Raw genomic sequence first — 13,001 nt, 5'->3', positions numbered from 1 at the left:
ATCCCCTTTGGTGCAGCCTTTTTTATGGTGTGCTAATTTACAATTGTAAGGTCTACTAAATAGGCATACCCATTTTTCACCTTTACTTTTGCTAGAATATTGCCGTTTCTAGAGGCTTCCTCTAATTCTAGGCCCGTGTTATCTTCAACAAAGTACTTATCAAGGCTATACGTGATATACGCAACTTCCCTTTCTACACTCCCTCCATCCCAAGAAGGTCCAATGTAATTTAGGTTCCCTTCCAGGTACAAATCTGTATCTGGTTTAGCGAGGACAACCTCTGTGGGGGTATGAACACCCTCCTTTAACTCGAGAGTGACATATACCTCAGTGTCATCCCGCCCTTTTTCTATTTTGGTTTGGACTTCCTTACTGATTAATGAAGTTGGAATCTCTTCGGCTTCATATCTTAAAACCACATAATCTCCGCGAAATAAATCTGTCGGGTCTACAGGTATTGTACGAAGGAGGATCTCTTGACCCGTCATTAACGTATACAAAGGAGTTGCCGTCATGCCAATTAATATCCCGATTGGAACTAAACAAGCAAGAATGATTTGTTTGGTGCGTTTAGACATGATTTCCCCTCCCTTTCCTTTGCTTTTCAAAGTAGAATCCAAATCCAAGCAAGAGAATTCCACCTATGATAAAGACTAGGGATTTGGGTAGAAAATCAAAGGTGTAATCTAGATAAAAACGGAAAATCATGATACAAAGAAGAATAATACTAAACAGACTACCTCTCTTAATTAAGAATAATAAATACGATAAATACAGAATTGAAAACGGAATATACATCCACTCAATTGGCCAGCTATCTGGGAAAGATAGCAATAGGGCCGCTGCCCCATGGACAAGATATCCTAACAATACGTAAATTTCACGGAATTTTTCCTTCATATTTGTGAGCGTGATTCCAATGGCGAAAAAACAAAGGCCGTAAATATATTCTACATTGTCCAATCCATTTAGGAAAAAGTTGAGTGCAGAGGCGATAAACGCTAGTTGAAGAAAACCATTTACCAACCCAGTTGCTGATGAAAAGCCGTTTCTATTATTCAGGTAGTGTATGATAATGATCCAGAGAAGAATCCAAAAAGGAATCATTTGACCGCTAAAAATGGGTCCATCTGTCATATATATAAGAATGAATACAGCTGAACCAAGGAGGATCCATTTATCACGTAAAACATAGGCTAAGGGGAGAATGCCTAAAGACCACCATAAGAACGCATCCTGAAAGTCACCTCCAAAGTGAAACATTTGACCAACGAGGAAAATACCTGCTCCAAATACAATGACTCCTAAGTAGTAAAAACTCTTTGCAGTTTTAGGCAAATTTCTTTCCATCCGAAAACCGGTAAAAATACTACCAATAAACAAACCTATGATGAGTAAAAACTTCGTTAACTTTCCTATCTCTGCCCAGTTACTTGCAACGAAGCTTAGAACACCAATCCCAATTAAAACAGAACCTACATAAAGAAGTGTTTTCGTAAAAGAAATCTGCTCTGCTTCATAATAATGATCAATCTCTTTGCTTTTACCAGCTTCAATAACCCCCATCTTTTCTAAAAACTGCAGTTCTTTTTTTAAAAATTGCAATTCACCGTACTTTACTCTCCGTTTAGACATGACCCTTCACCCCTTTATCCTTTTAGTTTCGCTTTTATAAGTTCACCTTCCTTCAAGAGTAAGTTGAAATAGACAACCTACTTACTTAGTAATAATTTTTATTTCGCTAATAAAACTCTTTAAAAAAACTCCATTAGAGGCGATAATATTGACACATGTTGTTTCTACTTCTATTTTATCAAGAAACAAACAAGATAGTGTTAAATTCTGGCAGATTGGGGGATTAATTTTGATTATACGGAAAGCAACCATAGGAGATCTACCAGCAATACTAGATATCTATAATGAAGCGATAGTGAATCTGACCGCCACCTTTGATTTAGTTGAGCAAACCCTTGAACAAAGAGAGCAGTGGTTTTATAAGTTTGGAGAGCAATACCCTTTAATTGTTGCTGAGGATAATGGAGAAATTGCTGGATATTGTGGCATTTCGCCTTATAATCCAAAGGAGGCCTATGCAAAAACCGTGGAAATTTCCATTTACCTTTCGGACAAGCATCGCGGAAAAGGGATTGGAAATGCCTTAATGAAGGACATCATTGAACAATCCAAGGAGCTTGGGTACCATACAATTATTGCGGGAATAACCGAAGGAAACGACGCTAGCGTTCACCTCCATGAAAAGTACGGTTTCAAGTTTGCAGGCAAGCTAAGAGAAGTTGGCTTTAAATTTGGAGAATGGCAAAATGTTTTATATTTACAGCTTCTACTTGCGGAGTAACCTGTAGAGTTCTATTTGATACTGATTTTTATTATAAAAGCTCTTTTCAGGAGGATTGTTTTCGTAAAGGGTGTTGTAAAAAAAAGAGTCGATTTAACCGTAGGATGTTATCAAGCTCTTTTCTCCCATGTAACTCTTTTTAAAGGCAAAAATGAGCTCTGCTCAACCGGCATGATCTCAAGAGCAACCAAAGGTTTTGAGAAAAGAGCCCTTCAGGAATATGACAATCTAATCTTAGTCCATGCTCTATGAGGCATTCATAGAGCATCTCCACCTTCCTATTCGTTCTGCTCTGATGTTTCCATCAAACTTACCTTCACTTTTACAATTCGTCTATCATCCATTTCATCAACAGCGAATACAATATTTTCGTACTCAATGGCTGGTCGTTCGTCTACTCCTGGGATATAACCTAACTGGCCGATAATAAACCCACTTAAGGTATCGTAATCTTGTGTCGGAAGTTCAATATTAAGAATATCCTCCACTTCGTAAAGATTTGTCGTGCCAATCATGTAATAGTTATATTCATCAATTTTCTCTATTTCTTTCTCATTTAATTCTGGTTCATCATATTCGTCAAAGATATTTCCCACAATTTCCTCAATCATATCCTCAATCGTAACAATTCCATCTGTCCCCCCGTACTCATCAATCACTATAGCAATATGAACATTATTTTTTTGCATATCTCTAAAAAGGTGATCAATCGTAACCGATTCAAGAACATAATAGGGTTCCCTTACCATCTTCTTTAAATCAAACGCATTTCTATCTCCGCTTTCAATAAACTGAATTAAATCCTTTACATGAAGGATGCCAATAATGTGATCAAGATCATCCTCAAAAACGATAATTCTTGTGTATTTTTCCACATTAACCTTGTGAACCGTTTCTTTTAAGTCACTATGAACTGGAATTGCCACAATATTGGTTCTATGTGTCATAATATCGGATGCCGTTTTATTATCGAATTCAAAGATATTATTGATCATTTGCTTTTCGGCTTCTTGTATCGTTCCTTTTTCTTGGCCCACATCGACCATCAAGCGGATTTCTTCTTCTGTGATATCTTCATCCTCTGCATTAGGGTCTACCCCAAACAGTCGGACAATCATATTCGTTGACCATGTCAAAAGCTTGACAAATGGTAAAGCAAGTTTAGAAAGCCATGTTAAAGGTACAGCAGCAATGAAAGACACTGCCTCCGCCTTTTGTAAGGCAAGCCTTTTAGGAACCAGCTCTCCCAACACTAAGGTAAAATAAGATAAGATTAGAGTAATAACAACAGTAGATAGTGTCTCAAGCATGGTTTGACTAAGGGGAATCCCTTTACCCGATAAGTATTCTGCCAACCTCCCTGCAAAGCTACCTGCAGCAAATGCACTAGCTAAAAATCCAGCTAATGTAATCCCTATCTGGATTGTCGCTAGGAATTGACTAGGTTCAGATAATAAATTGTGAACTAACCTTGCCTTTTTATCCCCAGACTCAGCCATTACTTTTATTCTATTATCGTTTAAAGACACAAGCGCCATTTCAGAAGCTGCAAAAAAGGCATTCAGTACAATTAGTACGATAAGTAATAAGATTTCAAAGCCCAAAGAACCCACCCCCCAATCATTATGCGACTACATCCTAATGAATATTTGTAGAACCTTCTTATTTTTCATAAATCATGCAGATTTAATTCTCTTCGTCCGATTAAAATCTAAAATAAAACATGAGCCCCCCTTTTGAGAGTGGCTCATGTGATTTCTGTATATAAAATTATTACGTATCAGGTTGCTTTTCTGGCCTTTCTTTAGACAAGAACCAACCAGATACTGCAATGGCGATAAGTACGAAATAAAAAGTGAGTTTCCACGTTTTGGAATGAGCAAACTCATATGGAATAATCCCTACATCCAAATGTCCTAATGTTAAAACAGCTAGCTTAACACCAACCCAACCAACAATAAGAAAAGCGGCAATTTCTAGTCCTGGTCTAGCATGGAGCAGTTTCACGAAAAGATTGGCAGCAAACCGCATGATAATCACACCGATTAACCCTCCTGCAAAAACAACAAGGAATTTCCCCCCATCCATCCCACCTATTGTAGGAAGAGGTGTGTTCGGTAAGGTCATGGCCAGTGCAACCGCAGCTAGGATTGAATCCACTGCAAACGCAATATCAGCTACTTCAACTTTGAACACAGTGACCCAAAACCCGGATTTTTTCTTTTTCTTTTCGGTCATCATACCATCGGGTTTACCTTTAACCATCAGTTTCCTAACAATATGATTAATACTGATAAACAATAAATATAGGGCACCAATTGCCTGCACTTGCCATACATCAACTAGAAAGGAAATAATAAATAAGGATACAAACCTAAACACAAAGGCACCTGCAAGCCCATAGAAAAGGGCTTTTTTTCTATCTTCCTCAGGAAGGTGTTTCACCATAATGGCCAAAACAAGGGCGTTGTCTGCAGCTAAAAGTCCCTCAAGAGCAATTAGAACGAACAACACCCAGCCATATTCTAGCAAAATGGAGGCTTCCACCGGTTATCTCCTCCTCAATTATATCTTTTCATGGAGATGATATTTGTTTTTTAGTGCTTCTGGAGCCCAATTTACCATTCTTTCCATGATAAAACTGGTGATCACAATATCATCTAAAATCCCAAGTAAGTATATAAAATCTGGAATTAAATCGAAGGGAAAGAAGACATAAGTCAGAATCAACAGAACACTAAGTACCTTCTTTGAGACTTCAACTTCCCGCGAAAGAAAGAATTCTACAACAAAGGGAATCGATTTCCAATACTTTAAGACAAAACGTAATCGTTTAAAAAACTTCATTCTACATTCCCCTTTTTACCAAACAGTTCAGTCCTATTCTTTAACAATCGGAACCAAGATAAACAAATAAAACCTTTACCACAAGTGGGTAAAGGTTTTAAAAACAGAAAAACCCTTACCACTACTAGGTAAAGGTCTTGCTAACAACGACATGTTCGTTGCCAACAGTGCCGGGAGGTGATTCCCTCCGAATTGACGACAATGCTGTAAAAGCTACTCCCCTTTAGGAGAACTATTCAAAATAAATTATTTATAATATATCTGCCTAAGGTTTTTTTGTCAATTAAAATTAGCAAAAATTTACCACCCCTTTTCACCCTAAACTACGAAAAATTGTATTGTTAATATTGAGATTTTCACCTATACTTAACTATTGTGCTTGACGTGGTTCGAAACCCTCCCACGGAAAAAAACTAAGGAGAGATGACCTTGAATATCAGAACAATTGTAGGAAATGGAATTGTAGCAGCATTATATATTGCTGTTTCAGCTGTTGTCCAACCCTTTGGATTTACAAATGTACAATTCCGAGTATCAGAAATGTTTAATCATCTGATTGTATTCAATAAGAACTACTTTTATGGGATTGTCCTTGGGGTTTTCCTGACTAATTTATTCTTTTCACCACTTGTAGCTTATGATTTAGTGTTTGGGGTTGCACACTCTGTCATCTCTTTACTCATTACGATTGTAGCTGGAAGGTATATTAAAAGTATGATTGGCTTAATGGCTGTAAACACAGTGGTTTTCACTTTCAATATGTTTATTATTGCGATTGAACTAAACTTAGCTTTTAACTTACCATTTTTCTTTACTTGGCTTACTACTGCTGCTGGAGAATTAGCAGTTCTGGCTGTAGGGATTCCAATTATGTACGCAATCAATAAACGAGTAAAATTCGGGGAAATGATATAAAGGTTTGGCTAGATCGTACCTACCAAGGATTGCTCATTACATGATAAAAGACCACCACAGTTGTAAACTGATGGTGGTCTTTCTATTTCAATTAGCTGTTTACAAGCTCTACGGATTTTGCTGTTTGGATAAGTTCCTTCGACTTGTCCCTAACAAAACCGACTGCTTCATGATTTGTTTTTCTTGCTTGCTTTACATATTCGTCAGTAACTTGTTGCCAAGCTTTCCGACGCTCACGTGAATATGCAAGGTAAGACTCTGCGTTCTTTTCTAAGTTTTCTTCAAGTTGGTTAATAAAATTAAATGTAGACTGAACTGGTGTTAAAGCAAGCTTTTCCATTTGTTCAGTAATCTCTTTTAACTGATTTGTAACCTCATCGAATTCCTTTAACTTCGCAACGGCTTTAATTTCTTTGCCTTCTTCTCTGTTAGAAACGTTTTGGACTACGCCTTTAGCAAGGTCCAAGTTTGTTTTTCTTGTCTGTTGGTATAAGCTACCTACTGACTTTCTGTATTCCTTATTAAACTTTAGCACTTCCTTAAAGGATTTAAGAAGAGCTTCTTCTTGTGCTTCACGCAGTTGTCTTGCTCTTGAAAGTGATTGTTCGTACTGATCCCATAGAGTGTTCACGAATAAATCAGTTGGATTCACTTCTACACTCGTATTTTTTTCTTGTACTTCAATTGCTTCATTCTTTTTTGCCATCATCGTTCCTCCTCTTTTCACTTCTTTTTTTCTCTATGGAATCCCTTGTCGAAAAAGAAGGGATATAGAGCTCTAAAAGACTACTGTACATCGAGAAAAACTGATCCAACATGGCTTGATACGTTTCTAGTTGATTTGCATATCCTTTTAAGTAAGTAATACCAGCCTTCGTAATTGAATACTTTCTTTTAGCAGGACCATTTCCTGTTGTATCCCATTCAGAAGATACTAGCTCGTCCGCTTCAAGCTTCCTAAGTAAACGATAAAGGTTTCCCTGATCAATACTTTTAAAACCGAATGCCTGAAGTTTCTGACTAAGCTCATACCCATGGAGGGACACTCTACTTAGAAGCAATAATATGAATGGTAGTACGAAATTCTTAGATGGATTTACCGATTGATTGTTATCATTATTTACCATACCCAACACCTCACCTATATGTAAAATACACATAGAGGAAAACAGTATTCTTATAACTGCTTCTCTATATGTATTTTACACCTATATACAATAACCTGTCAACCTAGTTTATCCAACTATATGTATTTTACACATATAGAGTAAACTTTGTGTAAAAGAAACATATACATAAATTGTAAAATGGTTTTTGAACAATTTGTGAAGGTTTAGAATCATTCTTGTTTGGGAATAAAAGTAAAAAACAGAAGAGGTGGTTTGAGGATGCAAAACACAAAGGTTAGTAAAACAGGTATGCCTTATCTGCACTTTGGAAGCGGAGAACCATTGGTATTGATTCATGGTCTAGGCGAGGTAAAAGAGGGGTGGCAAAGTCAATATGAATTATCTGAATATTACGAACTTATAATTCCAGACTTACGTGGCCATGGAGAGCATAGATCCATAGAAGGCATCTCCATCGAAAACTTCGCTAAAGATGTAATTGGATTGTTAGATGAACTCTCAATTGAAAGCGCTCACATACTTGGCCTATCCATGGGAGGAGCTGTAGCACAAGAAATTTATCGTCAAGCACCAGGAATATGTCGCTCTCTTATTCTCACTTGTACTTTTCATTATATTCCTAAGAGGCTTGGAAAACTTTACATGAAGTTTAGAGAATCTCAGATTGAAGAATTAACAGTAGCTGAAAGAAGAGACATTGCTGCAAAAAAATGTCTGTATTCTTGGAAGAAAGAATCCTTAGAGAAGTTTGCTGAAAGTTATCGCCCTGAGCGCAATGCCTTTTTGGCATCAGGAAAGGCTTGTATGGAGGTTAATAACCTTAAATTATTACCGAAAATTAAAGTTCCTACGCTTGTTATTGCCGGTCAATATGATTCTGTATTGCCTCCTTGGTTACAATTGTGGATGCATAAGCTAATTCCAAATTCAGAATTCATCGTCATGCGAAATACCGGTCATGTGCCTAAATTCGAGGCTAAGGACAGATTTAACCGACTGGTTTGTAACTTTATCAACAAGCATAAAAAAGGTTTCCAAGAAAGTGCATAGTATTCAACAAAAGAAATGGGAAGGGATTCACCCTTCCCCCCTCTATTTAAAGATCATTATGCAAGGTCTGAACGACTGGACAACCATTCGTCAACGATTGGCGCGAACAATCCGCTTAAAGCTAGCGAAACATGACCCGCTTCAACAACCTTATAAGTTTTATCCTCACTAGAAACAAGGTCCATGACTGGTAGGCTCTGTCCTTCCGCAATTAACCCATCGTTTGCAGATGAAACAGCAAAGAAATTGCATTTGATATTGCTAAGATCTGCTCTTCTTCCACCAATCACCAATTCACCCTTAACAAGCTTATTATCCTTCATAAGATCATTGAACATTTGCTTTAATGCAGCTCCCGCAAAAGGTGCTGAATCATTTAGCCATTTATCCATTCTTCTCCACTTGTCCACATATCTGCTATCATGGGCACGAGACACCAAACCAACATATGGCGAAACGTTAACCGGCGCTAAGGTCCTGAACATAGCTTCTACTAGTGCTGGAGGAATGGTACCATAAACATCCACCCAACGATCAACACTAACGGTTCCATTCTGGAGTCCTTCAAGCCATTTTTCAGGTGCTACTCCCACACTATAATCAATAGGAACAGTTGCAACGATTAGGTTCTTAATTGGTAAATCAGTGATTGACGCGAAAATGGAGGCAATGGTTCCCCCTAAGCAATACCCTACGACTGAAATATCTTCAGCACCAGAGTGGCGCAAAGCACGTTTTACACCTTTTTCTAAGTAGTCGAGAATATAGCTATCAAAACTGATATCATCATCCTCGTACCCTGGATTACCCCAATCAAGCAAATAAACATCATATCCACGTTTAGTAAGACCCGCAATAACACTTGTATCCGGACTAATATCTAAAATATAAGGTTTATTTAAAAGTGAATAGACAAAGAACAATGGTGTGCTATATTTTTTTTCTTTTGCTGGATAATGCCAAAGAGTTGTTTTGTTTTTTCTCCAGACCATTTCACGAGGTGAATGCTCGATTTTAGGTGCATCTTCAGTTAGAATTTTATAAACCTGAGTCCAGCGCTTCATTTCCTTCTCATAATCCAAGGCTGGAATTTTTACTGGTGATTCTACTGCCATTTTTTCCCCTACTTCCTGAATTATTTACCTGTTCCGGCTCCTGCCAGTTCGAATTCTTTTTTTTCCTGTACTGGTTCTTGATTCTTTGTTTCCTTATATTGAACAAGTTCTTGTTTCAATTCTTGTAATTCCAGCTTAAGACCATTCGCTTCTGTTAACTCCCGTCTTAACTCTTGGAGCTCAGCTTTCAACTCATTCGTGTCGGAAAGCTCTTTGCGTAATTTTTGAAGGTCCGATTTAACCTTTTTAGCTTCGCGTAGTTCTTTTACATTGTTATCAAGTTCTTCTTTCATTTGCTTGGACAGAGCAACAAGCTCCCCAAAAAACTCCATATTTTCTTTGTTAATTGCAGCAAAGCTATCTTGCAAATTCCAAATTTGTTCTTCAAGAGCATCAATTTTTTCTTCAGCCTGAATGGTCAACTTCGCAACATTTTTCACATCAGTTTTAGTAGGCATATTCATAAAATTAGCCATGATTTCCTGATTTCTTTTTATCATTTCTAAATAACGTGTATGCGTCTGTAACCCCACATTTGAAAGCTTGATATAATCAGTGTTATCAGACCATGATAACAACAGGGAATTCATTTGTTTTTCCCACATACCAGTTAGTTCTCTAAACCCTTTATATGGATCGTATTTTTCTTTTGCCATCCGTAATCGCTCCTAATCTATTTTTAAGATTTCACTGCGTCTTCTTGCTTTTCCATATGTTTATTGAATGGGAATAAAGATTTTACTTGTTTTGAAAAAAGGTTTACAAAGACTCTCTGATTTTGTTGAACGATATTCGTAGTCTTCTTTACAGTGCTAACATACTCATTTCTACCCTTTTTACGAAGCTCAATGTATTTTTCCACCATTCCAACATATCTTTCAATCGCCTGGTCTGGATTTACTGCACGATATGGCGCACTTAAAATGCCTGCAGTTGATTTTTGGATCCGATCAAATAGTTGGTTGATTTCCTCATAAGATCTTACTGGGAAGAAATGTTGAATCGCAGTAGTTGACATTAAGAACTCTTCACGAGCTGTACGTTGCCATTCAACCAGCTCCTTATTGAATTGCTCTGTAACTTCTTTGAGGTTGTCACGATTGCGCTGAACACTCTCAGAGTAGTCTTTTACGGCTTTAAGAAATATTTCATCTCGGTAATTTCCACGCTCAGCCCATTTGTCTAACTCCTGGTAAGCGTTATTCCACAAAAGTTCTAAACTTGATAAATTTTGTTCAGTTTGTTCTTGCGTTTGATTCTCTTCAACTACAGGTTCTTGCTGTTCACTTTTCACCTGTACTTCTTCCTTTTTAGAAGCCTTTTTGTTCTCTGCCATCTCTCTCTCCACCTTTTATATAAAATTAATAGAAAATCACAATAATAGAGTTACTCTGAATCCACCAGTTCCTTTGATAATTCGGCCATTTCCTGTGAGAATTTTCTAATTTGATTTTGGTGGTTTCTCATCTGGTTCTTGGACTCTTCTATTTGTTCATCCAGATCATCTAGTCTCGATTCCAAAGCTCTTACTCTCTTAGCAATTGAAGCAATTTCATCCCTGTCAGGGAGGTTTAATGCGTCTAACAGCTCCTTCGTAAGCTTTCTCACCTCGACTACGTAATCCAAATGAGCATTGAATGCTTGTCCAATATTTTTAACGTACTGCAAATTGTTAGTCATGGATAGGACTCGGCGATTATAGTCTGCTTCTAATTTCTTGTACGTTTTGGCTGACTCTTCATCAATGGTCCACATATATTTCCCCCACGCTAACACCTGGCTGTCACGATAAAGCCTTGTTAATAATCTCTGAATTATGTTCTTAATTATACGAAAATTCCATATATTTTACCATCATTAATTTTAAAGGAGATGGGAAAATGCCTATAGCCCAAGCAAATGGTATTGATCTATATTACGAGATTCACGGAAAAGGTGAACCTTTACTACTAATTATGGGTTTGTCACACAATTGTTTATCCTGGAAAAGAAGTTTGGAAGCCTTATCACAAAACTATCAAGTAATCATCTTTGATAATCGCGGAACCGGCCGCAGCTCAAAGCCTGAGACACCCTATTCAATCGAACTGATGGCGGAAGATGCGAAAGCTGTCTTAGATGCTGCAGATGTGCAAGCGGCAAACGTTTATGGAATCTCAATGGGTGGAATGATTGCCCAAAGACTTGCCATCGCTTATCCTGAACGAGTAAAATCCCTCGTCCTTGGGTGCACAACATCAGGTGGCGTTAACCACGTCCAACCTAGTCCCGAAATAGCTATGGCCATGGTCTCCAGAGGATCCGTTACACCAGAGGAAGCCGCTTGGGCTGCAGTGCCCATCCTTTACAGTCAAAAATTCATTCGTGACCATCACGACGCCATCAAGGAAGATATTGATGTTAGACTGCAAATTCCAACTCCACCACATGGATACATGCTCCAACTCCAGGCCTGCCTTGCCCATGATACGTATGATGAACTAGATAAAATCTCAGTTCCTACACTAGTCATTCATGGTGATGACGATAAACTAGTTCCATTTGAGAATGGAAAAACACTTAGCCAACGAATCAAAGGAGCAAAGTTTTGTGTAGTACCAGGGGCCGGACACCTTTATGTGACGGAGGCACAGGAAACCGTTAATAAAAAAGTACTAGAGTTTCTAGCAAAGGTATAATGGATTAGGAATGCCGTAATTCGGCATTCCTATTTTCAAAGCTCTTTTCTCAAAATCTATCGCTTTTAGCAAAAATTCTTTCAAAAACAGTCTCTAGATACTATTACTAAAAGTCTATTAAGTTAGTGCAGATGTTCCTCCATCAACTGAGAGAATATGACCAAAGACATAATCAGAAGCACTTGAAGCAAGGAATAATGCTGGTCCCATCATGTCATGGTCTGAGCCAAATCTGCCTGCTGGAGTGCGTTCAAGAATAAATTCACCCACATGATCAAGTAACGCATTTGTCATCTTAGTTGGGAAGAATCCAGGTGCAATTGCATTAACATGCACATTATATGGAGCTAGCTTAACAGCCAGGTCGCGTGTAAAGGCAATTACCGCTCCTTTACTTGTTGAGTAGCCAATTGCATCCATCATTCTTGTATCCTGTCCACCTAAGCCGGCAACTGATGCAATATTAATAATCTTTCCTGAACGTTGCTCTTTCATGATTTTCCCAACAGCCTTTGAAAATAAGAACACTGCCTTCAGGTTAATATCCATTACCTTGTCCCATTTATCTACAGGCATATCAAGGGCTGGTGCTCCCCAGCTAACTCCGCTGTTGTTAACTAGAATATCTATTCTGCCAAATTCCTTCATAGTTTCATTGACTACATGATTAATATCTTCCTCGTTAGAAACATCGCATTTAAATGCAAGAGAGCCAACTCCCTTTGCCTTAAGGGCTTCACTAACCTGTTTACAAGCCTCTTCATTTCTTGAACAGACAACAACGTTTGCTCCAGCATCTGCATAGACAGTGGCGATTTGTTCACCAAGTCCTCTACCTCCACCAGTAACAATTGCTGTTTTTCCTTTTAGATTAAATAATTCTTGAATCATAGTCATAATTCCCCTCCTG

At 38.0% G+C, this 13,001-nt stretch carries 16 protein-coding genes and 1 riboswitch; of the genes, 4 read left to right on the top strand and 12 right to left on the bottom strand.

The window, feature by feature from the left end; genetic code table 11:
• Positions 1 to 32 precede the first annotated feature (32 nt).
• Together H0185_RS19250 and H0185_RS19245 are read right to left on the bottom strand one after the other, a co-directional pair.
• A complete protein-coding gene (locus H0185_RS19250; protein WP_221875117.1) occupies positions 33 to 578 on the bottom strand; it encodes a GDYXXLXY domain-containing protein in 546 nt (181 codons plus the stop codon).
• Positions 571 to 1,635 (bottom strand): DUF2157 domain-containing protein, encoded by a 1,065-nt coding sequence (locus H0185_RS19245; protein WP_221875116.1) that lies wholly within the window; start codon positions 1,633 to 1,635, stop codon positions 571 to 573. Before H0185_RS19245 ends, H0185_RS19250 begins: the two co-directional genes overlap by 8 nt.
• 229 nt (positions 1,636 to 1,864) lie before the next feature.
• On the opposite strand from H0185_RS19245, the gene H0185_RS19240 reads away from it, so the two are divergent.
• Positions 1,865 to 2,356 carry a GNAT family N-acetyltransferase gene (locus H0185_RS19240; RefSeq protein WP_221875115.1) on the top strand — a complete coding sequence of 164 codons (492 nt, stop codon included), beginning with the start codon at positions 1,865 to 1,867 and terminating at the stop codon, positions 2,354 to 2,356.
• A gap of 278 nt (positions 2,357 to 2,634) precedes the next feature.
• Here the strand turns inward: H0185_RS19240 and H0185_RS19235 are convergent, their stop codons facing one another.
• From H0185_RS19235 to H0185_RS19225, 3 genes are all read right to left on the bottom strand, one after another.
• Positions 2,635 to 3,960 (bottom strand): hemolysin family protein, encoded by a 1,326-nt coding sequence (locus H0185_RS19235; RefSeq protein ID WP_221875114.1) that lies wholly within the window; start codon positions 3,958 to 3,960, stop codon positions 2,635 to 2,637.
• A 169-nt stretch (positions 3,961 to 4,129) separates the two neighbouring features.
• A complete protein-coding gene (locus tag H0185_RS19230) occupies positions 4,130 to 4,903 on the bottom strand; it encodes a TerC family protein (RefSeq protein WP_221875113.1) in 774 nt (257 codons plus the stop codon).
• Positions 4,904 to 4,921: 18 nt separating this feature from the next.
• Entirely contained in the window at positions 4,922 to 5,203 is a 282-nt protein-coding gene (locus H0185_RS19225; protein ID WP_221875112.1) for a YkvA family protein, read from the bottom strand.
• A 378-nt stretch (positions 5,204 to 5,581) separates the two neighbouring features.
• A riboswitch (PreQ1 riboswitch) is annotated at positions 5,582 to 5,626 on the top strand.
• Positions 5,627 to 5,632: 6 nt separating this feature from the next.
• Between H0185_RS19225 and H0185_RS19220 the strand changes: the two genes are divergently transcribed.
• Positions 5,633 to 6,118, top strand: a complete 486-nt coding sequence (locus tag H0185_RS19220) for a QueT transporter family protein (protein WP_221875111.1) — start codon at positions 5,633 to 5,635, stop codon at positions 6,116 to 6,118.
• Between the two features lie 91 nt (positions 6,119 to 6,209).
• Here H0185_RS19220 and H0185_RS19215 read toward each other — a convergent pair whose 3' ends face one another.
• Together H0185_RS19215 and phaQ are read right to left on the bottom strand one after the other, a co-directional pair.
• Positions 6,210 to 6,827 (bottom strand): hypothetical protein, encoded by a 618-nt coding sequence (locus H0185_RS19215; protein ID WP_221875110.1) that lies wholly within the window; start codon positions 6,825 to 6,827, stop codon positions 6,210 to 6,212.
• Positions 6,808 to 7,245: a poly-beta-hydroxybutyrate-responsive repressor gene (gene phaQ, locus H0185_RS19210; RefSeq protein ID WP_221875109.1), complete on the bottom strand. Its 438-nt coding sequence runs from the start codon at positions 7,243 to 7,245 to the stop codon at positions 6,808 to 6,810. Before phaQ ends, H0185_RS19215 begins: the two co-directional genes overlap by 20 nt.
• Positions 7,246 to 7,506: 261 nt before the next feature.
• Between phaQ and H0185_RS19205 the strand changes: the two genes are divergently transcribed.
• Positions 7,507 to 8,298, top strand: a complete 792-nt coding sequence (locus H0185_RS19205) for an alpha/beta fold hydrolase (RefSeq protein WP_221875108.1) — start codon at positions 7,507 to 7,509, stop codon at positions 8,296 to 8,298.
• Between the two features lie 56 nt (positions 8,299 to 8,354).
• Here H0185_RS19205 and H0185_RS19200 read toward each other — a convergent pair whose 3' ends face one another.
• From H0185_RS19200 to H0185_RS19185, 4 genes are read right to left on the bottom strand one after another with little or no spacing between them, the layout of a single operon-like run.
• Positions 8,355 to 9,413: an alpha/beta fold hydrolase gene (locus tag H0185_RS19200; protein WP_221875107.1), complete on the bottom strand. Its 1,059-nt coding sequence runs from the start codon at positions 9,411 to 9,413 to the stop codon at positions 8,355 to 8,357.
• A 20-nt stretch (positions 9,414 to 9,433) separates the two neighbouring features.
• Complete coding sequence (locus H0185_RS19195; protein WP_221875106.1) at positions 9,434 to 10,069, bottom strand: polyhydroxyalkanoate biosynthesis repressor PhaR; 636 nt, start codon at positions 10,067 to 10,069, stop codon at positions 9,434 to 9,436.
• Between the two features lie 23 nt (positions 10,070 to 10,092).
• Positions 10,093 to 10,749: a hypothetical protein gene (locus H0185_RS19190; protein ID WP_221875105.1), complete on the bottom strand. Its 657-nt coding sequence runs from the start codon at positions 10,747 to 10,749 to the stop codon at positions 10,093 to 10,095.
• A 50-nt stretch (positions 10,750 to 10,799) separates the two neighbouring features.
• Positions 10,800 to 11,168, bottom strand: a complete 369-nt coding sequence (locus tag H0185_RS19185; protein ID WP_221875104.1) for a hypothetical protein — start codon at positions 11,166 to 11,168, stop codon at positions 10,800 to 10,802.
• Between the two features lie 125 nt (positions 11,169 to 11,293).
• On the opposite strand from H0185_RS19185, the gene H0185_RS19180 reads away from it, so the two are divergent.
• Positions 11,294 to 12,091, top strand: a complete 798-nt coding sequence (locus tag H0185_RS19180; protein ID WP_221875103.1) for an alpha/beta fold hydrolase — start codon at positions 11,294 to 11,296, stop codon at positions 12,089 to 12,091.
• A gap of 117 nt (positions 12,092 to 12,208) precedes the next feature.
• Here the strand turns inward: H0185_RS19180 and H0185_RS19175 are convergent, their stop codons facing one another.
• Entirely contained in the window at positions 12,209 to 12,988 is a 780-nt protein-coding gene (locus H0185_RS19175; RefSeq protein WP_221875102.1) for an SDR family oxidoreductase, read from the bottom strand.
• Positions 12,989 to 13,001: the final 13 nt, after the last annotated feature.

Source organism: Mesobacillus maritimus (genome assembly GCF_019749255.1).
In the GTDB taxonomy this organism is placed as follows: Bacteria; Bacillota; Bacilli; order Bacillales; family Cytobacillaceae; genus Mesobacillus_B; species Mesobacillus_B maritimus_A.
This window is presented reverse-complemented; position numbering and strand designations above follow the sequence as displayed.